The sequence below is a fragment of the Escherichia sp. WS2035 genome, from assembly GCF_046487065.1.
GTDB classification, from domain to species: Bacteria; Pseudomonadota; Gammaproteobacteria; order Enterobacterales; family Enterobacteriaceae; genus Escherichia; species Escherichia coli.
Window position 1 is genome coordinate 356699 of record NZ_JBJQKD010000001.1, and the last position, 20887, is coordinate 377585.

At 50.0% G+C, this 20887-nt stretch carries 21 protein-coding genes and 1 pseudogene; 5 read left to right on the plus strand and 17 right to left on the minus strand.

Annotation, left to right across the window (positions count from 1 at the left end):
- Nucleotides 1-75 precede the first annotated feature (75 nt).
- Nucleotides 76-1458 carry a phenylalanine transporter gene (gene pheP / locus ACJHX4_RS01715; protein ID WP_001295847.1) on the plus strand — a complete coding sequence of 461 codons (1383 nt, stop codon included), beginning with the start codon at nt 76-78 and terminating at the stop codon, nt 1456-1458.
- A gap of 157 nt (nt 1459-1615) precedes the next feature.
- Here pheP and ybdG read toward each other — a convergent pair whose 3' ends face one another.
- From ybdG to ACJHX4_RS01745, 6 genes are all read right to left on the minus strand, one after another.
- Complete coding sequence (ybdG, locus tag ACJHX4_RS01720; RefSeq protein WP_001153132.1) at nt 1616-2863, minus strand: mechanosensitive ion channel YbdG; 1248 nt, start codon at nt 2861-2863, stop codon at nt 1616-1618.
- Between the two features lie 107 nt (nt 2864-2970).
- On the minus strand, nt 2971-3624 hold the full coding sequence (nfsB, locus tag ACJHX4_RS01725) for an oxygen-insensitive NAD(P)H nitroreductase (protein WP_000351450.1): 654 nt from the start codon (nt 3622-3624) through the stop codon (nt 2971-2973).
- Between the two features lie 78 nt (nt 3625-3702).
- The gene (locus ACJHX4_RS01730) at nt 3703-4086 is read right to left on the minus strand and encodes an MmcQ/YjbR family DNA-binding protein (protein WP_000360948.1); all 384 of its coding nucleotides are present in this window, start codon (nt 4084-4086) and stop codon (nt 3703-3705) included.
- A 64-nt stretch (nt 4087-4150) separates the two neighbouring features.
- Nucleotides 4151-4399, minus strand: a complete 249-nt coding sequence (locus ACJHX4_RS01735) for a DUF1158 domain-containing protein (protein WP_000682524.1) — start codon at nt 4397-4399, stop codon at nt 4151-4153.
- A 65-nt stretch (nt 4400-4464) separates the two neighbouring features.
- Nucleotides 4465-5583, minus strand: coding sequence for a YbdK family carboxylate-amine ligase (locus ACJHX4_RS01740; RefSeq protein WP_001130670.1), 1119 nt, complete (start codon nt 5581-5583; stop codon nt 4465-4467).
- 204 nt (nt 5584-5787) lie between these two features.
- Nucleotides 5788-6057 (minus strand): hypothetical protein, encoded by a 270-nt coding sequence (locus tag ACJHX4_RS01745; RefSeq protein ID WP_071550428.1) that lies wholly within the window; start codon nt 6055-6057, stop codon nt 5788-5790.
- On the opposite strand from ACJHX4_RS01745, the gene hokE (ACJHX4_RS01750) reads away from it, so the two are divergent.
- Nucleotides 6026-6178, plus strand: a complete 153-nt coding sequence (gene hokE / locus ACJHX4_RS01750; RefSeq protein ID WP_000956455.1) for a type I toxin-antitoxin system toxin HokE — start codon at nt 6026-6028, stop codon at nt 6176-6178. The genes ACJHX4_RS01745 and hokE (ACJHX4_RS01750) overlap by 32 nt on opposite strands.
- 119 nt (nt 6179-6297) lie before the next feature.
- Here hokE (ACJHX4_RS01750) and ACJHX4_RS01755 read toward each other — a convergent pair.
- Nucleotides 6298-6559, minus strand: a pseudogene (locus tag ACJHX4_RS01755) (hypothetical protein); the annotation flags it as partial.
- On the opposite strand from ACJHX4_RS01755, the gene hokE (ACJHX4_RS01760) reads away from it, so the two are divergent.
- A complete protein-coding gene (hokE, locus tag ACJHX4_RS01760) occupies nt 6528-6680 on the plus strand; it encodes a type I toxin-antitoxin system toxin HokE (protein WP_000956465.1) in 153 nt (50 codons plus the stop codon). The pseudogene ACJHX4_RS01755 and the gene hokE (ACJHX4_RS01760) overlap by 32 nt on opposite strands.
- A gap of 109 nt (nt 6681-6789) precedes the next feature.
- On the opposite strand, the gene ACJHX4_RS01765 is transcribed toward hokE (ACJHX4_RS01760), so the two are convergent.
- The 8 genes from ACJHX4_RS01765 to ACJHX4_RS01800 all read right to left on the minus strand — a co-directional run bounded on the left by ACJHX4_RS01765 (nt 6790) and on the right by ACJHX4_RS01800 (nt 15617).
- Nucleotides 6790-7575: an SDR family oxidoreductase gene (locus ACJHX4_RS01765; protein ID WP_000560684.1), complete on the minus strand. Its 786-nt coding sequence runs from the start codon at nt 7573-7575 to the stop codon at nt 6790-6792.
- A 32-nt stretch (nt 7576-7607) separates the two neighbouring features.
- A complete protein-coding gene (locus tag ACJHX4_RS01770; protein ID WP_001189480.1) occupies nt 7608-8405 on the minus strand; it encodes an SDR family oxidoreductase in 798 nt (265 codons plus the stop codon).
- Nucleotides 8406-8458: 53 nt separating this feature from the next.
- Nucleotides 8459-9526 (minus strand): ABC transporter permease, encoded by a 1068-nt coding sequence (locus ACJHX4_RS01775; protein ID WP_001072401.1) that lies wholly within the window; start codon nt 9524-9526, stop codon nt 8459-8461.
- 17 nt (nt 9527-9543) lie between these two features.
- The gene (locus ACJHX4_RS01780; RefSeq protein WP_000937457.1) at nt 9544-11088 is read right to left on the minus strand and encodes a sugar ABC transporter ATP-binding protein; all 1545 of its coding nucleotides are present in this window, start codon (nt 11086-11088) and stop codon (nt 9544-9546) included.
- 1 nt (nt 11089) lies between these two features.
- A complete protein-coding gene (locus tag ACJHX4_RS01785) occupies nt 11090-11710 on the minus strand; it encodes a DUF2291 family protein (RefSeq protein WP_000359101.1) in 621 nt (206 codons plus the stop codon).
- A 46-nt stretch (nt 11711-11756) separates the two neighbouring features.
- The gene (locus tag ACJHX4_RS01790) at nt 11757-12692 is read right to left on the minus strand and encodes a D-ribose ABC transporter substrate-binding protein (protein WP_000776799.1); all 936 of its coding nucleotides are present in this window, start codon (nt 12690-12692) and stop codon (nt 11757-11759) included.
- Nucleotides 12693-12795: 103 nt separating this feature from the next.
- Complete coding sequence (locus tag ACJHX4_RS01795) at nt 12796-14316, minus strand: FGGY family carbohydrate kinase (protein WP_000457341.1); 1521 nt, start codon at nt 14314-14316, stop codon at nt 12796-12798.
- Between the two features lie 350 nt (nt 14317-14666).
- On the minus strand, nt 14667-15617 hold the full coding sequence (locus ACJHX4_RS01800) for a sugar-binding transcriptional regulator (protein ID WP_001118418.1): 951 nt from the start codon (nt 15615-15617) through the stop codon (nt 14667-14669).
- Nucleotides 15618-15979: 362 nt separating this feature from the next.
- Between ACJHX4_RS01800 and ACJHX4_RS01805 the strand changes: the two genes are divergently transcribed.
- Together ACJHX4_RS01805 and ACJHX4_RS01810 are read left to right on the plus strand one after the other, a co-directional pair.
- Nucleotides 15980-16810, plus strand: a complete 831-nt coding sequence (locus ACJHX4_RS01805) for a transketolase (protein WP_001070509.1) — start codon at nt 15980-15982, stop codon at nt 16808-16810.
- A complete protein-coding gene (locus ACJHX4_RS01810) occupies nt 16803-17738 on the plus strand; it encodes a transketolase family protein (RefSeq protein WP_001246063.1) in 936 nt (311 codons plus the stop codon). The genes ACJHX4_RS01805 and ACJHX4_RS01810 overlap by 8 nt, the downstream gene beginning before the upstream one ends.
- A gap of 1 nt (nt 17739) precedes the next feature.
- On the opposite strand, the gene entD is transcribed toward ACJHX4_RS01810, so the two are convergent.
- Nucleotides 17740-18399 carry an enterobactin synthase subunit EntD gene (gene entD / locus ACJHX4_RS01815; RefSeq protein WP_075207775.1) on the minus strand — a complete coding sequence of 220 codons (660 nt, stop codon included), beginning with the start codon at nt 18397-18399 and terminating at the stop codon, nt 17740-17742.
- Nucleotides 18400-18573: 174 nt separating this feature from the next.
- A complete protein-coding gene (fepA, locus tag ACJHX4_RS01820) occupies nt 18574-20814 on the minus strand; it encodes a siderophore enterobactin receptor FepA (RefSeq protein ID WP_001034890.1) in 2241 nt (746 codons plus the stop codon).
- Nucleotides 20815-20887 lie beyond the last annotated feature (73 nt).

Here is a 20887-nt window from a genome sequence, read left to right on the forward strand (position 1 = left end):
GGATTGTGTCTTGCGACGATGGGCACTAAATGTTAAAAGGTGCCCCTCAACAAAAAAGACACACAGGGGAAAGGCGTGAAAAACGCGTCAACCGTATCGGAAGATACTGCGTCGAATCAAGAGCCGACGCTTCATCGCGGATTACATAACCGTCATATTCAACTGATTGCGCTGGGTGGCGCAATTGGTACTGGTCTGTTTCTTGGCATTGGCCCGGCGATTCAGATGGCGGGTCCGGCTGTATTGCTGGGCTACGGCGTCGCCGGGATCATCGCTTTCCTGATTATGCGCCAGCTCGGCGAGATGGTGGTCGAAGAGCCGGTATCCGGTTCATTTGCCCACTTTGCCTATAAATACTGGGGACCGTTTGCGGGCTTCCTCTCTGGCTGGAACTACTGGGTAATGTTCGTGCTGGTGGGAATGGCAGAGCTGACCGCTGCGGGCATCTATATGCAGTACTGGTTCCCGGATGTTCCAACGTGGATTTGGGCTGCCGCCTTCTTTATTATCATCAACGCCGTTAACCTGGTGAACGTGCGCTTATATGGCGAAACCGAGTTCTGGTTTGCGCTGATTAAAGTGCTGGCGATCATCGGTATGATCGGCTTTGGCCTGTGGCTGCTGTTTTCTGGGCACGGCGGTGAGAAAGCCAGTATCGATAACCTCTGGCGCTACGGCGGTTTCTTTGCCACCGGCTGGAATGGACTGATTTTGTCGCTGGCGGTAATTATGTTCTCCTTCGGCGGTCTGGAGCTGATTGGGATTACTGCGGCTGAAGCGCGCGATCCGGAAAAAAGCATCCCTAAAGCAGTGAATCAGGTGGTGTATCGCATCCTGCTGTTTTATATCGGTTCACTGGTGGTTTTACTGGCGCTCTACCCGTGGGTGGAAGTGAAATCCAATAGTAGCCCGTTTGTGATGATTTTCCATAATCTCGACAGCAACGTGGTAGCTTCTGCGCTGAACTTCGTCATTCTGGTGGCATCGCTGTCGGTGTATAACAGCGGGGTTTACTCTAACAGCCGCATGCTGTTTGGCCTTTCTGTGCAGGGTAATGCGCCAAAGTTTTTGACTCGCGTCAGCCGTCGCGGCGTGCCGATTAACTCGCTGATGCTTTCCGGAGCGATCACTTCGCTGGTGGTGTTAATCAACTATCTGCTGCCGCAAAAAGCGTTTGGTCTGCTGATGGCGCTGGTGGTAGCAACGCTGCTGTTGAACTGGATTATGATCTGCCTGGCGCATCTGCGTTTTCGCGCGGCGATGCGACGTCAGGGGCGTGAAACACAATTTAAGGCGCTGCTCTATCCGTTCGGCAACTATCTTTGCATCGCCTTCCTCGGCATGATTTTGCTGCTGATGTGCACGATGGATGATATGCGCTTGTCAGCGATTCTGCTGCCGGTGTGGATTGTGTTCCTGTTTGTGGCGTTTAAAACATTGCGTAGGAAAGTGAATTAAGCTGATGTGAGGCTGATTTGCCCGATGCGCAAGCTTATCGGGCCTACAATTTGTAACGATTCTGTAGGTCGGATAAGGCGTTCACGCCGCATCCGACAAAATGATGTCAACAATCTGAAAGCCGCTCTCATCCATTCGATGAGAGCGGTTTTTTTAATTACTGCTTAAATGCACCCGCCAGAGAGCGAATATCATTGCCGGTTGGCGACTGATGAAGTCGCAGACCAAACTCTTCGACAATCGCAAATATGTGATCGAATATATCAGCCTGAATGCTTTCATATTCCAGCCACACCACGGTGTTGGTAAACGCATAGATCTCAAGCGGTAAACCGTTATCACCAGGAGCCAGTTGGCGTACCATTAAGGTCATATCTTTGCGAATCCGCGGATGATTCCGCAGATATTCGTTCAGATAGGCACGAAAGGTTCCAATATTGGTCATTCGGCGCAGGTTTAATACCGACTCCGTAGAACCTTGCTGGCGATTCCACTCATTAATTTCCTGATGGCGGCTGGTTAAATAAGGCTTTAACAAATGCGCTTTATTCAGGCGTTGCATTTCGTCTTCATCAAGAAAACGAATACTGGTGACATCAATACTGATACTGCGTTTAATACGTCGCCCGCCAGAAGCTGACATCCCGCTCCAGTTTTTAAAGGAGTCAGAAACCAGAGACCAGGTGGGAATAGTGGTAATGGTATTGTCCCAGTTACGCACTTTGACGGTGGTTAACCCAATATCGATCACCGCGCCATCCGCGCCGTATTTCGGCATCTCCAGCCAGTCACCCAGTTTCAGCATATCGTTCGCGGAAAGCTGAATACCTGCCACCAGACCAAGAATCGGATCTTTAAATACCAACATTAGCACGGCAGCCATTGCACCAAGACCACTGATCAGAATCGCTGGCGACTGACCAATCAGCAGCGAGATCATCAAAATGCCGACCAGAATCGCGCCGATCAGTTTAATCCCCTGAAAAATCCCTTTCAGCGGTAACTGAGATGCCGCCGGGAATTTCTGCGCCAGATTCAAAATCACATCCAGCAACGAGAAGACTGAAAGCAGCGCATACATCATGATCCACAACTGCGCGCAGGTAGTCAGAATATCTGCCGCTTCGGTGCCTTTTTGTAGCCAGAATACCGCCTGAATATTGACGATAATCCCCTGCAGGGTAAAAGCTAAACGGTGGAAGAGTTTATTCTGGGTAATGATTTGCAACCAAAGCCGTGAACTGGCGATGGCACGTTTTTCGAAGGTCCGCAGTACCACCCAGTGCAAAAAAATATGCACCACGACGGCGGTCAGAAAAATAATACCGAAAATCATCACCATCGAGGTGGTGTGATCAATCTCAATACCCGCTAAATCTTCAACCTGGGATATTAAATCCTGCATAACGTCTCCTTTATACAACAGCAGCCTATGATGACGGCTGAAACAGGGTTATGCAAATCAGGAGAATCTGAGGGGAAATAGCCGGGCAGATGCCCGGCAAGGGAGAATTACACTTCGGTTAAGGTAATGTTTTGCGGCAGACGAGATTTCGGCAGCGTAGCGTTAAAATCTTCAACGCTGTGATGACCCACCGGAACAACCACCAGACTGGTGTAGCCTTTCTCTTTCAGACCAAATTCTTCATCGAGGATGGCGGCGTCAAAACCTTCGATGGGCACCGCGTCCAGACCCAGCGCCGCCACGCCCAGCAGAAAGTTACCGACGTTGAGATAAACCTGTTTTGCCATCCACTCTGCATCATCATGCAGATCTTTACGGTGCATATCGGCGAAGAACTTGCGACCTTTATCGTTCGCGGCTTTCGCTTCCGGCGTGGCAAAGCGGCCATCGGCATCTTCCTGGTCAACAACCAGCTTCAGCCAGGCATCGTCCATCGCGGTTTTTGCACAGAACACCACGACGTGCGAGGCATCAAGCATTTTACGCTCGTTGAACACGTAATTATCGGCAGCGGATTTGGCAACACGCGCTTTACCTTCTTCCGTGCTGGCAACAATAAAATGCCACGGCTGGGAGTTGGTGCTGGATGGGCTGTATTGCAGTAGAGTTTTGATCTGCTCGGCCTGTTCCGGGGTAAGTTTTTTGCTGGCATCAAATGCCTTAGTGGAATGACGCTTTAAGGCGACAGAAATGATATCCATAAAGACTCCATGTGAAAGTAATTTTGCGTGCCAGCAGATTACAAGGATCGAGATGAAATGGTAAGCGAGAAAAATGCGCTATTGATTTACGGTTGAGTCAGGACGCAGTCGTTTTTGATCGCGTTTAGCCAGACCATCAACCACCAGATTCCACGAATCGTTGATCAGATCGCGAAGTAACGCTTCGGAGATTTCCTCGCCGGGATACACCGAAATCCAGTGCTTTTTATTCATGTGATACCCTGGCTTGATGCTTGGGTATATTTGCTGATTTAGCAGGGATTTTTGTGGATCGGACTTCAGATTAATAAAGGGGACGCCGCGCAGCTCCGACGACAGCATAAAAATCTTGCCGCCAATTTTAAAAACATCGAACTCCGGGCCAAAAGGCCAGCAAAGCTCGACAAAGGGTAACTCAAGAGCCAGGCGTTTCGCCGTTTCGTGCAGTGATTGCTTATCCATAAATGTTCCTTTAGGCGAAGGAGAATAAGCAAAGTATGCCGCGAAGTTCGGCGATAATCGACGTTTAATCCGCCAGCGAGAACCAGCGTCGCCAGATAAAGCGTAGAACAAAATACTCAATAGCGCCCAGCACTAAAAACCACAGACAAAACAATAACGTGTAAAGCTGGCTAAGATCCATCAGATGGAACGTGGTCACCAGTTTTTGTGCCAGCGTCAGCCCCAGTGCGGGGGCGGGCAGCAGCAGGCAAGAGAGGAAAGCCATCAGCAAAATGCCTGCTGCGGTGGTCAAGGTTTCTAAAGGGTGTTTCATAACATTGTTAAATGTAAGTTAAAACACCATTGTCAGGGATATTCTTCTGTAAGGCAATTCCCGACTTATTCTCCGGCCCAGATCTCACAATGCTTTTTCACCAGCCCAATTAGCGAGCCACCATCGGCGACGAAATCACGCATTAGCTGCGCTTCATTCAGACCACTGACGACCTGACGGTGCAGTGCTTCAATTGCGCTCGATGCGCCAATTTTATGTGCAGAAGGGGCGATTTTTTCCAGTAAACGCAAGGTGGCTTCCGTTAGTGACCGACGATCGCCAGTATGCGGATCGGTAATGACACCTTCCAGCCCATAGCGACAGGCCTGGAAACGGTTGAATTTATACAGCAGGTAATCTTTCTCCTGATGTTTAAACGGGCGTTCCGTCAGTAACCAGTGGGCGGTAGCCTGAATTAATCCCGCCATATTTACCGCGTGGCTAAGGGTTAACGGGGTATCCATCACCCGAACTTCCACCGTACCAAAATGGGGGCTGGGGCGAATATCCCAGTGCAGATCTTTAATGCTGTCGATCATCGTGGTGTAACTCAGGCAGCGAAACAGGGCTTCAAATTGTTGCCAGTTACTGACCCACTGCATCGGGCCATTATCGGGAAAGGCGGAAAAAATATTCGGTCGTGAAGAGGCAAAACGCGTATCCGTTCCTTGCATATATGGCGACGCGGCGGAAAGGGAGATAAAGTGCGGCACAAACCGTGACAAGCCGTGCAGCAAATAAATGGCGTCATCGCCACTGGCGCAGCCAACATGGACATGCTGACCAAAAACGGTCGCCTGCTGGATGAGATAGCCAAAGTTTTCCAGCGTTCGTTGATAGCGTTCGTTATCGCATACCTCCTGACGCTGCCATTTCTGAAACGGATGCGTGCCACCGCCGCAAATTTCCAGATGATGGTCTGCCGCTGCCTGCAATACGACTTTCTGCATCGCTGAAAATTGCCCGGCAGCCTGGTTGATATCACGGCAAACATCCGTCGCCAGCTCCAGCATACTTTCGGTGATATCGTGCTTTACCTCTCCGGCCGTGATCTGATTTTTAACCGTGTCAATCAGCATTGATGAGTCCTGGCTTAAGTCATAGCCCGGCGGATTAACCACCTGCATTTCCAGTTCAATACCGAGGGTAAAAGGTTCAGAAACATGAAAATCGGGTAATGGCATAGGTTTCTCTTATGTTGGCGTTTTCTATTCAGTATAGAAGTGGGAGCGGCTGGGCGAGATGCGGAAGTTCTGGAATGTTTCTTTTTTTGGTGATGGTGACTGAAGCAAATTGGCTACATTTTGCAATGTGACAAGTTATGGCAGAGCTGGCTGGCGGCGAAGAATTTTGACGATTGAGGCATGCAGAAAAAAACGGGTTCAGCTTCAGTTGATTAAATGGGGAGTGAGAAGTCCGAAACAGGATTTACTGTATAAATAAACAGCTATTTTGTTGAGGAAGGGTAAGATAACTGCGGGTGCCTGAAGCTTTCCGGTTTCAGGTTTACTCTGAGGTCTGGAAAGATGAAGCCCCAGGACGATATTTCTATCAACCCTGGGGCTACCTACCCAAACCTGAACAATTTGGATGGTAGTCCCTTCTTCGCATGGAGGCAATATAAACATGCTGACGAAATATGCCCTTGCGGCAGTCATAGTGCTGTGTTTGACGGTGCTGGGATTTACGCTTCTGGTCGGAGACTCGCTGTGTGAGTTTACGGTGAAGGAACGTAATATTGAGTTTAAGGCTGTTCTCGCTTACGAACCGAAGAAGTAGCCGTTGTGCGGGGAGTAATCCCCGCATATCCGGTTGTCAGGTCAGGGTGGTAAGGCACCTGCTTTACACTTTCGCCCGCGGTCAGTGATGGCTGCGGGCGATGTCGTTTTAAGGGCAATGATCAGTTTTGCCAACAGAAGTCCGAAACAGGACTTACTGTATAAATAAACAGCTATTTTGTTGAGGAAGGGTAAGATAACGGCGGGTGCCTGAAGCTTTCCGGTTTCAGGTTAACTTTGAGGTCTGGAAAGATGAAGCCCCAGGAGTTATTTCTATCAACCCTGGGGCTGCCACTCCAAACCAGACAATTTGGATGGTAGTCCCTTCTTCGCATGGAGGCAATATAAACATGCTGACGAAATATGCCCTTGTGGCAGTCATAGTGCTGTGTTTGACGGTGCTGGGATTTACGCTTCTGGTCGGAGACTCGCTGTGTGAGTTTACCGTAAAGGAACGTAATATTGAGTTTAAGGCTGTTCTCGCTTACGAACCGAAGAAGTAGCCGTTGTGCGGGGAGCAATCCCCGCATATCCGGTTGTCAGGTCAGGGTGGTAAGGCACCTGCTTTACACTTTCGCCCGCGGTCAGTGATGGCTGCGGGCGAAACCATTTTTACCAGCAGACAAAGCCACCATCGACCACCAGATCCACACCCGTGCAGAACGACGCCGCATCGCTGGCAAGGAACAGCGCTGGACCCGCCATCTCTTCCACTTTCGCCATCCGTTGAATCGGCGTCTGGCTTTCAAACTCCCGAGTCTGATGTACCATTTCAGGTCGTGTATTCATTGGTGTCGCGGTATATCCTGGGCTGATTGAGTTCACGCGGATCCCCTTACTCACCCATTCCATCGCAAGACTTTTAGATAAATGAATCACGCCGGCTTTGGAACTGTTGTAGTGGGCCTGTTCCAGACCACGATTGACAATAATCCCGGACATTGACGCAATATTTATAATCGAACCGTCTCCGTTCTCTACCATTAACTCAGCTTCCGCCTTACAGGAATTCCACACACCAGTCAGGTTGATATCGATAACGCGTTGCCATTGCTCGCTTTCCATCTCCAGCGCCGGGTTTGCGTTAGCGATTCCAGCGGCGTTTACGGCAATATCCAGACGACCAAAATGTGTTTTTGCCAGAGCGACTGCTGCGCGAAGATCTCTCAATTCCCGAACATCGCCCGTGTAATACAAGGCTTGTCCGCCAAGTGCTTCGATATGATTAACCGTCTCTTTGAGTCCGCCATCTTCCCGTAGATCAAAACACACCACTCGTGCGCCTGCGCTGGCTAAAGCCAGAGCGATCATTTGTCCGATACCGCTACCTGCGCCAGTGACAAAGGCGACGCGATCGTGGAGATCAAACAATTGTTGAGCAAAATCTTTTGCGATCATTTTGATATCTCTCTTAGTAGCCCGCAGGGGCATTACGACATAATCAGGCCGCCGTCGATGTTGATGGTTTGACCGGTGAGATAACGCGCATCGTCAGAGGCGAGGAAGGCAACCAGTCCGGCAACATCTTCAGGTTTACCGGCACGCTTCATCGGAATACCTTCCACCCATTCCGCCATAAGCTCGCCTTTGCCATAACGCTTGTCATCGGTACTGAGAATTTCTCCCCATACGCGGTCGTTGTAGTCCCACATTTCGCTTTCGATAATACCCGGGCAGAAGGCGTTAACAGTGATATTCCACTGCGCTAACTCGTGCGCCAGGCTTTGCGTAATGCCGATCACACCCATTTTGCTGGCTGCATAGTGTGGGGTATAGATAAACCCCTGACGTCCCTGGCCAGAAGAGGTGTTGATCAGGCAGCCGTGATTCTGTTTCACCATATATTTGGCTGCTTCCCGGCAGCAGAGCCAGACTGCCGTAGTGTTCACCGCCAGCACTTTTTCGAAATCAGCAGCCGGCATTCGATCAAAATAATCGATGGTGATAATGCCTGCATTCTGAATGGAAACATCGATGCTGCCAAAACGTGCAGCCGCTTGTTCATAGAGTGCCTGTACTTGCGCTTCATCTGTCACATCGACTTCTAATGACAAAATGTCAGCCTGATAACATTGGCGCAGTTGCTCTGCAGTTTCATGTACGCGTTCAGCGTTAGAAACCATCACCAGATTTGCGCCATCGCGGGCGAAGCGTTCAGCGATCCCGGCCCCAATTCCCCGGCATGCCCCGGTAATAACTACAGTCTTACCCTGAAAATTACGTTGCATATTTTTTCCCCTGTATAAGCCGGGCAATTTAATGCCCGGTGGAATGATGTTAATTAACTGGAAAGCGGTTTTACGGCAGGTGCGGCGGCCATCTTTTCTTCATGGCGACGCATCAAAATGACTTTGTTTTGCAATTTTTGCTGGAACTGATCGACCACCACGGCGGTGACGATAACGAGGCCTTTAATGACCATTTGCCAGAAGTCACTGACACCCATCATCACCATGCCATCGGCGAGGAAGACAATGACAAAGGCACCGATAATCGAGCCAGAGACACGTCCCCGACCACCCGCCAGTGCAGTTCCACCAAGAACCGTGGCGCCAATAGCATCCATTTCGAACATATTGCCGGTCATTGGGTGAGCAGTTTGCAGCTGCGAGGCAACAATCAAACCGACAAATGCGGCGCATAACCCGGAGAACGCATAGACGAACACTTTAACTTTTACGATGGGGACGCCTGCCAGTCGCGCGGCAGATTCATTGCCACCAATGGCATAGATATAACGACCGAGCGGCGTTTTAGTCGTGATCCAGTAGCCTAAAATCAAAAAGCCAATCATCAGCCAGATTGGTAGATAAATGCCTAAAAACGTGCCAGAACCAAGGGTGGCGAAACCCGTGTTGCCCAGCGTTTCCATGCCGTTGAGATTGGGATAAGTGCTGCCGTCATTAAACAGCAGGGCAGAGCCACGAGCGACGTACATCATACCGAGGGTGCAGATAAAGGGCGCGACACCAAAGCGGGTGATTACCGCGCCATTCACCAGTCCCACTAAAATGCCAAATACCGCCACGCAGAGGATCACTTCCGGCACGTTGAAGAAAATAATATTGCCGCTCCACAATGGCAGGCCGTTTGTTAGAAGAGCCCCGGCAACCATTCCGCAGATCCCCGCTACCGCGCCGACGGAAAGATCGATGCCGCCGGTCAGGATCACCAGCGTCATTCCGATTGCCAGCAGCCCGGTAATCGCAACGTGTTGAGTCATGATCAACAGGTTAGAGGCTGTCAGGAAGTTAGGCACCATCACGCTAAAGAAGGCGATCACTAATAGCAGAGCGATAAACGTTCTGGCCTTCAACAGGTACATATAGATCATATATTTCTGATTCATAAGAAATTCCAGCCTGATTAATCTTGAGGTGTTGAAGCCGCAATCAGTTTCTCTCGGGTGACTTCGCCCCGGGGGAGATCAGCGGTAATACGGCCATCAGCCATCACCAGAATGCGATCTGCCAGTGCCATGACTTCATCGAGTTCTGAAGAAGAGAACATGACTGCCAGCCCCTGTTGTGCCATTTTTCCCACCAGCTGATAGACATCTGTTTTTGCGCCAACATCAATGCCGCGTGTGGGTTCATCAAGAAACACCACCTGTGGCTGGGTCATCAACGCTTTGCCAAGTACCACTTTTTGCTGGTTACCGCCGCTGAGTGAGGTAATAGGGAGTTCGGCATCGCTGACTTTGATCGCCAGTTGCAGGATCATCTCTTTCACACTGGCGCTCTCTTTTTGCGGATTCAGCCATTTCCAGGCACGGCGAAAACCTTGCAGGCTGAAATCGGATAGCGTCATATTGGACTGAATCGACATCATCTGAACGACGCCTTCGCCCTGGCGATCTTCTGGCACCAACGCCAGCCCCTTTTTGAGCCGCGCCTGGAAATGGCATTTGTCGATGGTTTCACCATTAAGCTGGATCTTCCCACTCTGACAGGGCATCAGGCCCACCAATCCCTTAAATAGTTCAGTACGTCCTGCGCCCAGCAAGCCGTAAATGCCGATAACTTCGCCTTTATGCAGGCTGAATGTCACATCATTGAGTTTGTAACCACCGCTGGGATGCAGCGCCGTTAACCCTTGTACCGCCAGTACAGTGTCACCTTGTGTAGCTGGTTGATAATCGAAATGTTTTTTCTTATCACCGACCATTTGCTCGATGATCCATGGAATACTGGCATCGCTCACGGCGCGTTCACTAATAAAGCGACCATCACGGAAAATGGTGATGAAATCGCCAATCTCCATCAACTCTTCCAGACGATGGGAGATATAAATGATGGTGACACCACGGCGCTTCAGTTGTGCGATCACATTGAAAAGGACTTTTACTTCCGACTGGCTGAGGGCCGATGTCGGTTCATCCATAATCAGTACCCGGGTATCTTTAGAAAGGGCACGGGCAATCTCCACCAGTTGCTGATGGCCAATACCTAGCTCTCCCAGTTGGGTATAGGGATCAACATTCAGTTCCAGTCTTTCTAATAGAGATTTGGCTAATTCATATTGATATTTTTCGTTAATCTTCCCTTTCTGAAAAAATTCATTCGCCATGAAAATATTATCCATGACATTCATATTCGGGAATAAATTCAGCTCCTGAAAAATGATACTAATTCCATGTTTTTCGGCCTGATGGGTAGAATTTAGGGTGACTTCTTTACCATCAAGAATGATCTTGCCTGAGGAAGGTGTTTCAACCCCCGCCAGCATTTTCATCATTGTGGATTTACCCGCACCGTTTTCACCAATAAGCACATTTACTTTATTGCGATAGACTCGGTAATTCACGTTATCTAACGCCACCACACCCGGATAAATACGCGATAAGTCATGCGTTTCTATGATTACAGGTGATTCATCAGTCTGGGGGGGGGCAATTTCTTGCGGCAACATATTACTCGCCTCCCGCCCTGGCTATTTTCGCAGGCGTTATATCCGGGATAGTTTGCGGAATATCCCATGCAGAAAATACGCCATAAACCTGAACCGTTTCCCCGGTTTTAAGCTTTGCCGACTGAATCATATTGATGGCTTGCTCATTGATAGCACGACCATATTCACCAAATAAAACCTGATCGTTAAAATGCTCATAGCTTGCACCTTTATATGCATCTCGCAGAAGCGTGCCGCGAAGAGTTGGCCCCGTCTGCACGACAATATTTGTGCCGCTGATATCTGTGATGGTCATTTTTCCGCTACGGGATTTCGCATCAATATTGGTGATGCCACCTTCGACCTTAACGTAGAAAATACACGGGTTTTCTTCCTGAGAACGATAGCCCAGCGTTTTACAGGCAGCATCGACATCTTTTTCTGCCTGTAGCGCCGCCATTAACTCCGCAACCGGACGCGCATTTTCTACCACCTGCGGCACGATGTTTTTCTGCCAGGTCTGATCGATATTTGCCATATGAGGATTAGGCGGGGATTTGAGATCGGCAAGTTCCTGCTGCGAGACGATGCGACATCCACCCAGGCTCAGAATTGCCAGCGCCAGCCAGACTTTTTTATCCATAATATTCTCCTCTGCGCCCTCATTGTGAGGGCGCAACGACCTGGGATCAGGATTTGATATTGAAATCCTGGACTTTATCTGCGTTATCTTTGGTTATCAGAATGCCGCGGAACATCACCCGCTGTTTGGCTGGTTTAACTCCTTTTTGCAGGTAATTATCCAGATCGGTAACACCCTGCGCGGCAATGGCTTGTGCTTGTAACATCACGGTAGCCTGCAATGATTCGGCTTTCACGGCATCGCGCTCATCGTTACTGCCATCAATGCCGACAACAATAACGTCATTGCGATTGGCGGCTTTCAGTGCTGCGATAGCTCCCAGTGCAACCGGACCATTACCACAAATCACCCCTTTAACATCGGGATGGGCTTGCAGAATACTGTCCATTATTCGTTTGCCATCAATTAACGTGCCTTTGGCATCTTGCTTCGCCACGCTGACCATTTCAGGGAACTGGTCAATAACCTGGTGGAAAGATTTCGAGCGAGTTACGCAATTATTATCAGCAAGATTACAGGTGAGTTCGGCATATTTTCCTTTCTCTCCCATTTTCTCGACAAATGCGTTGGCAACTTCCGAGCCAGCCTGGAAGTTATTATGGGTAATTTGCACCAGTGCAACATCATCCACAGGTATTTCGCGATTAATTAATATAACGGGAATACCTGCTTTTTTTGCTTTTTCAATGGCTGCAACACTGGCAGTGGAGTCGGCATTATCTAAAATAATGCCCTGAACTTTTTTACCAATTGCAGTATCGATCAGTTCATTCTGTTTTTTGACATCTTCACCATGAGAAAGAATGGTCGTTTTATATCCCAGTTGCTGGGCTTTTTCACTGGCACCTTTCGCTTCCGAGGCGTAATAAGGATTATCCAGTGAATTGACCATAATCATAATGGTTCCTTTTTCTACCGCATGAGCAGAAAAAGAAAGAGCAGTCAGGGTCGCAGCGGTTAACAGTGTTAAACGTAATTTCATGACAATGTTCTCTCTGTGTTGTTATTGTCGGGTACGGTGAAACAACGTAAAGCCTGAATTATTTATGGGCCGGTATTCTCCTTACGTTGGTTAGTCTTGTTCGTCAAATTGACGATGCCGGTTTCCATAATGTTCTGTTTACCGCATGACGCCACTCCTGCCATCTCTTTTGCAGTCGCTGATGACGCGCCATGTCCGGTTTAAATTCACTGTGTTCAGTTAATAACGCTTTTAAATCTGCAACGGTACCGGGGATAAGCGCTTTGCGGGCGAGCAGGCCCGCACCAATGGCTGAAAGCTCTGGCACATCACTGCACATCACCGGGCAACCCAGCAGATCCGCCTGATATTGCATCAACCAGTCATTTTTGGTCGGGCCGCCATCCACCATTAACGCCGATAAGTGAAAATCATCATGCTGTTGCATTGCCTCCACTACATCTGCAATTTGATAAGTGATTGATTCCAGTGCGGCACGAATCAAATGCGCGCGCTTTACGCCACGGCTTAAGCCACACACCACGCCGCGAGCGCTGTCATCCCACCATGGCGCGCCCAGGCCAGTGAGAGCAGGAACAAAATAAACACCCATAGTCGAATCCACTGAGGCTGGCAGGGTATTCAGTTCGAGGGCCAGCTCCGCGTCTGTCAGTTCACTTAAACCGGTGCTGTCAGCCATCCATGCCACGGCATCGCCGGTGTGGGGGATATTTCCTTCCAGACCGTAAATAATATTTTCGCCATCATGCCAGGCAATGGTTGTGGCAAGTGTGGCGATATCACACTGAGCAGAGTTGACGGGGGCCATGACGGAAGAACCGGTCCCATAGGTCGCTTTCACACATCCCGCTTCTCCCAACGCATGACCAAAAAGAGCGGCGTGAGAATCGCCCACCATCGCCATGACGGGAATACCATCCGGAATTGTTTTAAGCCCTCGGGTATAACCGAACAGGCCACTGGAAGGTTTAATTTCTGGCAATGCAGCGCGTGGAATGTGAAACAACGCCAGCATTTCCTCATCCCACTCGCCTGTTTTCAGGTTAAGTAATTGAGTTCGCGCGGCGTTAGAGTAGTCGCAGCAAAATGAATCGCCAGCAGTCAAGTTCCATAGCAACCAGGCATCAATGGTGCCGAGACAAATTTCACCCTGGTCGGCAAGTTGCACACCCTCAGGTGTAGATTCCAGTAGCCAACGCATCTTGGACGCGGAAAATAGCGGGGCGATAGGAAGACCCGTAGTCGTTTTAATTTGCTGCTCTTTGCCCTCGCGACGCAGTGTTTCACAAAACTCGGCACTGCGCGTGCATTGCCAGGTAATCGCCGCATTGAGTGGTTTTCCACTCTGACGATACCAGCCGATAGCCGTTTCACGCTGATTACTGATAGCCAGAGCCGCTACATTTTCTGCCCCCACGTGGTTGATGGCCTGGGCAATAACATCAAGCGAGGCAGAGATTAACGCTTCCCCGGATTGCTCAACCCAGCCTTCACGTGGCGTCTGAATAGCCAGTGGTTGAGAAAACTTCGCCACCACGTTACCGAAACCATCAAGTGCGATGGCTTTTGCATTGGTGGTACCCTCATCCAACGCAATAACGAACTCTTTATTTCCTGCAAACATAGGTAGTCTCCTGAGTCACATTGCATCCTGGCGTGGAAGGAGATGAGGCGTTCCTCATGGTCACGTTATTACTTCATCAGGCCCTGCTGTGACATTTTGTGTTAAGGCATGAATATATATTCGATACTGATTATTTATTTATACCTTAGCCAGATTATTCTTCCTGAGCTAGAGAAAAAATCATCAAATGTGCTGGCTATCACACTTAGAAGCGTGGTGACAGGGTGAGAAAGCCTCGAGAAACAGGATTGTTGAATCCTTTCAGTTTATTGATATTAAAGGCTTTTTAAGCAATCACCTTTGCGAGAAGATTTTTTCGCAAAGGCGGGCAGAAGAAAGGGAGGAGAGGATTAATCCGCAATCAGCATTCTGGCGGTGGGGAAATCAGTGATCAAAACATCAATATAACCACCCTGCATGGCGCCTTTGATGGCGGCAACTTTGTCTTTGCCGCCCGCCAGTGCCACCACATTCGGGCATTTTTTGATTTTATCCAGTGCCATACCAATCACTGGATCTTCATCGTCCTGCAACACGGGCTGACCATGTTTATCGTAGTAGTGCAGGCAGATATCGCCCACAGCACCGCGATCCGCTAGTACCTGTAACATATCCTCGTGATAATAGTTGCCCGAGGTTTTTAGCAACTGCGAGGGTTCAAGGATACCGATGCCGACAATGGCGATATCGACGTCGTCAAATCTGGCGATAACGTCAGCCACATCCTGGCTTGCCACCAGGCGTTTTTTCTCTTCTACCGAACCTTCAATGCTTTGAGAAGGAAGCAACCAGGCTTCGCAATTCAGATGCTGGGCCAGGGTCTGTGTCAAAATAGTTGCCTGCACATTGCCGTTTGGCCCCACGCCGCCCAGCAGCTGAATAACGCCGCTGGCTTTTAAGTTTTGGGCGTGAACTTCATCGACCATCGCGCGAATCGTAGAACTCCACGAAGAGACGCCAATGAAATCTTTTGGCCTTAAACGCGTTTCCAGATAGTGCGCGGCGGCAGAGCCGATGGCGCGTTTAATGGTGTGATCACTGGCATCATCTTCGGTATCGACAACAATCGCTTGTTTAATGCCGTAACGCTCTTCAATGCCTTTTTCCAGATTGAGAAAGATATTTGACGGCTGGACAACGCTGATTTTAACCACGCCTTCTTTCTGGCAACGGGTTAGCGCTCTGGATATAAATGACTGAGAAAGCGAGAGAAGTTGGGCGATGTCAGACTGTTTTCGCCCCTCAAGATAGTAAAGAGTGGCGATCTTCACCAGTAGCCGCTGTTCATCCTGCTTAGCCATATATTTCCCCGTAAATCATTAACGTACCGCCCTTATCTTAGAGGCTTTTATCATACGCGAAAAAAGAAGACAGTTAAGTGTGATGGAGTTCTAACTTTAACCAATCCTTAAAATCAGCGATGGACAAAAATAAAAAACAGGCGGCATAATTGAATAAAGAATCATTATTGAATATATATTCAAGATGATATCAGGTCAACTGATGATTACCCGGACATGTAACTGACGGTGTAAGGAGGCAGAATGTTCCTGAGTATGATGCAGCAGCGTAAGTCTTGCCGCGCAACGCCCTGGGATTTCTGGTTTTTTTAGTCCCCGGTGGAATAAATATTCCATGTTGAAAATAAATTCAGAGGTATTAAATGAATCCCTATAGCTATGATATCCAGACCCTTGAGCGTAAAGCGCGGGCGGTACGCCGCCATATCGTGCGCTTAAATGCCAATAGCCCGGCAGGTGGACACACCGGGGCCGATCTCTCTCAGGTTGAATTACTGACCGCACTCTATTTTCGTATTCTCAATGTCGCACCGGATCGCCTTCACGACGATGACCGGGATATATACATTCAGTCAAAAGGCCATGCTGTTGGATGTTACTACTGCGTGCTGGCGGAAGCAGGATTCTTCCCACTGGAATGGCTTTCCACTTATCAGCAGCCAAATTCACACTTACCCGGCCATCCGGTTCGGCAAAAAACGCCAGGTATTGAACTGAATACCGGAGCACTGGGGCATGGTTTCCCTGTGGCTGTAGGACTTGCGCTGGCGGCGAAAAAAAGTCAAAGCCGTCGTCGTATCTTCTTAATTACTGGCGATGGTGAGCTGGCTGAGGGCAGTAACTGGGAAGCTGCACTGGCGGCGGCGCATTACGGGCTTGATAACCTGGTCATTATTAATGACAAAAATAATCTGCAATTAGCCGGGCCAACGCGCGAAATCATGAACACCGATCCTCTGGCAGAGAAATGGCTGGCATTCGGTATGCAGGTTACTGAATGTCAGGGCAATGATATGGCTTCGGTTGTCGCGACGCTTGAAGAGCTTAAACAGGAAGGCAAACCGAATGTGGTGATTGCCCACACCACTAAAGGGGCAGGCATTTCCTTTATACAAGGGCGTGCGGAATGGCATCACCGGGTGCCGAAAGGCGATGAAATTGAACAGGCACTGGAGGAACTCAAAGATGCGTAACAGTGAACATCTGGCAAATGTGATGGTTCAGGCGTTTATCGATGCCGTAAATGAGGGGATCGATTTGGTGCCTGTGGTGGCTGATTCAACGTCTACGGCAAAAATTGCTCCCTTTATTAAGCAATTCCCTGACCGACTGGTGAATGTGGGTATTGCCGAACAGAGCATGGTTGGTACAGCTGCCGGGCTGGCGCTGGGCGGCAAGGTGGCTGTTACCTGCAATGCCGCGCCGTTTCTTATCGCTCGCGCTAACGAGCAAATCAAGGTTGATGTCTGCTACAACTTTACCAACGTAAAATTGTTCGGTCTGAATGCCGGGGCGAGTTATGGACCGCTGGCGAGCACGCATCATGCGATTGATGACATTGCGGTTATGCGTGGTTTCGGCAATATTCAAATCTTTGCCCCGTCTTCACCGCGGGAGTGCCGTCAGGTGATTGATTATGCTCTTCGCTATCAGGGGCCTGTTTATATCCGTATGGACGGTAAAGCCCTGCCGGAAATCCACGATGAGGACTACCGATTTGTACCAGGTGCCGTGGTGACTTTGCGCGAGGGCAGCGAACTGGCGCTGGTAGCCACAGGCTCTACCGTTCATGAAGTGGTCGATGCCGCAGAACTTTTAGCGCAGTCTGGTATCGCGGCTACAGTTGTCAGCGTACCGTCGATTCGCCCATGCGACACCAAAGCATTGCTGGCAGCGTTAAAAGGATGCAAAGCAGTGATGACGGTTGAAGAGCATAACGTCAATGGCGGCCTTGGTAGCCTGGTCGCGGAAGTGTTGGCAGAGGCCGGAACGGGGATCACATTAAAACGCGCAGGCATTATGGATGGAGAATATGCCGCAGCGGCGGATCGTGGGTGGTTGCGTCAGCATCATGGATTTGATGCTGCCGGAATTGCAGCTCAGGCACGGGAAATGCTTTGAATTACCCGCCAGATAACCCGCATGCTGCAGTGTGCGGGTGTTTATCTGCCAGGCACAAGGTAATAACATTATTACCCCTTACTAACCACTGCACGATATGGTCGCCATTCGGCCCGCTTATATTCATCTGTTGATGCTGACAATTTCTGATTTGGTAGCGCAGAAATCCTGCATCAGTTTGTCTTTCACATGCCTTAAATGCGCTCTCTTTGGCGGAAAATGCCAGTGTCAGCGCCAGAGAAAAGGTTAAACCGCATTCTGCGAGTCGCTCGTGTTCTGCTGGTGTAATAATGTTGTCTGTCAATTCTCTTGCGGTTTGTACAGAGAAAATCTCTTCGATATCAATGCCAATCGGTTGACGAGATACCACGGCTAATGCCGTAGTCCCACAGTGACTAATGCTGCCGTATACCCCCGTAGGCCACACAGGTTGGCGTAGCTCGCCGATTGCAGGCACACATTTATAGCCATATTCCCGCAGCGCATAAATTGCAGCGATCCGCCCGGCTAAATGCTCTGTTTTACGTTTACGTCCAGCGTGTTGAAGTTGTGCGTAGTGCGGCAGCCAGAGTAAATCCTGCTCGCGAAAACTCGCCGGATCGAACTCAACAAAATGCAGCGTATGTCCGGCAAAGGGGAGGGAGGTATGCGTAGTTTTCATGTCAACCATATTAGAGAATGATGACAAACGCAAAACTGCCTGATGCGCTACGCTTATCAGGCCTACGTGGTCCTGCAATATATTGAATTGGCAAGATTTTTGTAGGCCGGATAAGGCGTTCACGCCGCATCCGGCATGAACTACGCGCACTTTGTCAACAATCTGACGTTAGCTTCAGAAGTGAGTATTAATGCTCATATACCACGTACGTCCCGGCTCGTTATAGGTATACGCCCCGGCACCTGCGATATAGTTGGCTCCTGCCAGATCGCCCGTGGTCTGGGCATTACCCGCACGCCACAAACGTTTGTCGAACAGGTTGTCCACGCCGCCGGTCAGACTGACATTCTTGGTCACATCCCAGGTCGCGCTCAGGCCAACAATGCTGTACGGACTGATTTCTTTGGTTTCCGGTCCAACCGCTGGCTGACCTTTATAGTTGTACTTCTTCGGCTGCTGTTTGCCGTACCAGGTGAAGGTCGTTTGCATCGACAAATCTTCCCGTGCCTGCCAGCTCAGCGTTGAGTTCAACGTATACTCCGGGATGATCGACAAACGGTCGCCCGTGGTTTTGTTTTCACTCTTCAGCATATAAGTGATGTTATTGGTCCACATCACCGTTTCGCTAACCGGTACGTTTAACGATCCTTCCAGACCTTCAACCACCGCTTTCGGCACGTTATCCCACTGATAGAGATCGGTGCCGACTGCGTTTTTCCCTACAGCTACATAGCCCGCTTCAATCTTATTGCGATAATCGTTACGGAACCAGGTCACGCCCGCCAGCCAACCGTCGCGTTTGAACTCCAGACCAATCTCCTTGTTGATGCTGGTTTCTGCTTTCAGGTCATCGTTACCTTGCAGATAGCAGCCGCCCGCGCTGGCATAGCAGCCCTGACCTTTACTGTAGAGAATGTAGTTTGGGTTAGTCTGGTACAGGCTCGGCGCTTTATAGGCGCGGGCGATGCCCATTTTCAGCGTGAAGTCATCGCCTAAACCTTGCGATATGTTCAGCGCCGGGCTCCAGTTATTGCCGACAATACTGTGATGATCGAAACGCAGCCCCGGCGTTACGATGGTGCTGTCAGTCAGCTCCATATTGTTTTCGGCAAACAGCGAGAAAATTTCTGCTTTTGAATATGGGCTACGGTCGGTGGCACTCACACCATCAATAGCACCGCCGGTATTCGTTCCGGTGAGTGCCTGGGTGTTGGAACTCAAGTCCTTCATCCGTTGCTGATTCCACTCTGTACCCAGCGTCAGCGTTTGGTTTACGAGGAAATCAATCGGCAGGTTAACTTCGCTGTGCAGCATCACGTCATCAAGATCGATATCGACAAAATCCTGTGCCGCTTTTTCGTTAAATTTCCCTTCGGTACCGCCCGCCAGACCTTCCGGAATACGCGAGTTACGGGTGTGTTCGTACTGCACCCAGTTGCTGGTGGTCACGCCGTTATCCCAGCCGCCGTTCCAGGTCAGCGAGTAGTTCTGGCGATACAGGCGGTTGGTTTCATCGCCATATTTCGAGCGAGTGTAAGCGTCAGAGTTGGTGTTCTGCGTATCACCCGCATACAGGTTACCCTGGCGGCTGTAGCCCGCTTCCAGTTCGAGTGATTGCAGAGGCGCGAAGTCCCAGCGCACCACGCCGTTAATATCTTTATTGATCACCCCTTCGCGCCCGGCTGGTAACGTCGTGGCATACGTTCCGGCACGCGCGGACTGATGGCCCTGGTTGATATCCCACGCGTCAGCCTGGGTTTTGTCGAGGTTGCCATACAAGCGGAAGCTGAATTCGTCGCCCAGCGGACCGGTCAGGCTGAAGTTGGTGCGTTTGGTGGCACCTTCCTCTTTATGTTCTGGCGCATTGAAATAAGCATCCCAGGAGCCGTGCCACTCACCGCTGCCTTTTTTGGTAATGATGTTAACCACGCCGCCCGCCGCGCCGTTGCCATAACGCGCAGCTGCCGGACCACGTAGAACTTCAATACGTTCAATCATTTCAGGCGGCACCCAGGAGGTATCACCACGGGTATCGCGCTCGCCACGCCAGCCCTGACGCACAGAGTTACGGCTGCTTACCGGCTTGCCGTCAATCAAAATCAGCGTGTTTTCCGGACCCATGCCGCGAATATCAATCTGGCGGTTATTACCACGCTGACCACTGGTGGAATTACCGGTCAGGTTAACGCCAGGCATGGTACGAATGATCTCCGATACATCGCGGGCAACCGGGTTTTTGCGGATTTCATCTGCGGTAATGGTCGAAACGCCGGGCGCCTGCAAGTTCTGCTCGGCGGCGGTAACAACAATAGTATCGTCATGTGAAACAGGAGTATCGGTCGGCTCTTGTGCCTGTGCTACCCCATAAATCCCCAGATTGACCAACAAGGCCAGGGAATGAATCTTCTTGTTCATTGTTTTATTCCTGCATTTTTGCCACGAATTGCAACTGTCGGGCATGGTCGTCATCAACACGACGCATCCCGCT

Excerpts from the sequence above, each read along its gene's own strand:
- ACJHX4_RS01730 (WP_000360948.1), bottom strand. The coding sequence starts at position 4,086 with ATGGATAAGCAATCACTGCACGAAACGGCGAAACGCCTGGCTCTTGAG.
- ACJHX4_RS01805 (WP_001070509.1), top strand. The coding sequence starts at position 15,980 with ATGAATCCCTATAGCTATGATATCCAGACCCTTGAGCGTAAAGCGCGG.
- fepA (WP_001034890.1), bottom strand. The coding sequence starts at position 20,814 with ATGAACAAGAAGATTCATTCCCTGGCCTTGTTGGTCAATCTGGGGATT.
- hokE (WP_000956455.1), top strand. The coding sequence starts at position 6,026 with ATGCTGACGAAATATGCCCTTGCGGCAGTCATAGTGCTGTGTTTGACG.
- nfsB (WP_000351450.1), bottom strand. The coding sequence starts at position 3,624 with ATGGATATCATTTCTGTCGCCTTAAAGCGTCATTCCACTAAGGCATTT.
- ACJHX4_RS01740 (WP_001130670.1), bottom strand. The coding sequence starts at position 5,583 with ATGCCATTACCCGATTTTCATGTTTCTGAACCTTTTACCCTCGGTATT.
- ACJHX4_RS01770 (WP_001189480.1), bottom strand. The coding sequence starts at position 8,405 with ATGCAACGTAATTTTCAGGGTAAGACTGTAGTTATTACCGGGGCATGC.
- ACJHX4_RS01785 (WP_000359101.1), bottom strand. The coding sequence starts at position 11,710 with ATGGATAAAAAAGTCTGGCTGGCGCTGGCAATTCTGAGCCTGGGTGGA.
- ACJHX4_RS01790 (WP_000776799.1), bottom strand. The coding sequence starts at position 12,692 with ATGAAATTACGTTTAACACTGTTAACCGCTGCGACCCTGACTGCTCTT.
- entD (WP_075207775.1), bottom strand. The coding sequence starts at position 18,399 with ATGAAAACTACGCATACCTCCCTCCCCTTTGCCGGACATACGCTGCAT.
- ACJHX4_RS01745 (WP_071550428.1), bottom strand. The coding sequence starts at position 6,057 with ATGACTGCCGCAAGGGCATATTTCGTCAGCATGTTTATATTGCCTCCA.
- ACJHX4_RS01800 (WP_001118418.1), bottom strand. The coding sequence starts at position 15,617 with ATGGCTAAGCAGGATGAACAGCGGCTACTGGTGAAGATCGCCACTCTT.
- ACJHX4_RS01795 (WP_000457341.1), bottom strand. The coding sequence starts at position 14,316 with ATGTTTGCAGGAAATAAAGAGTTCGTTATTGCGTTGGATGAGGGTACC.
- ybdG (WP_001153132.1), bottom strand. The coding sequence starts at position 2,863 with ATGCAGGATTTAATATCCCAGGTTGAAGATTTAGCGGGTATTGAGATT.
- hokE (WP_000956465.1), top strand. The coding sequence starts at position 6,528 with ATGCTGACGAAATATGCCCTTGTGGCAGTCATAGTGCTGTGTTTGACG.
- ACJHX4_RS01775 (WP_001072401.1), bottom strand. The coding sequence starts at position 9,526 with ATGAATCAGAAATATATGATCTATATGTACCTGTTGAAGGCCAGAACG.
- ACJHX4_RS01780 (WP_000937457.1), bottom strand. The coding sequence starts at position 11,088 with ATGTTGCCGCAAGAAATTGCCCCCCCCCAGACTGATGAATCACCTGTA.
- ACJHX4_RS01735 (WP_000682524.1), bottom strand. The coding sequence starts at position 4,399 with ATGAAACACCCTTTAGAAACCTTGACCACCGCAGCAGGCATTTTGCTG.
- ACJHX4_RS01810 (WP_001246063.1), top strand. The coding sequence starts at position 16,803 with ATGCGTAACAGTGAACATCTGGCAAATGTGATGGTTCAGGCGTTTATC.
- ACJHX4_RS01765 (WP_000560684.1), bottom strand. The coding sequence starts at position 7,575 with ATGATCGCAAAAGATTTTGCTCAACAATTGTTTGATCTCCACGATCGC.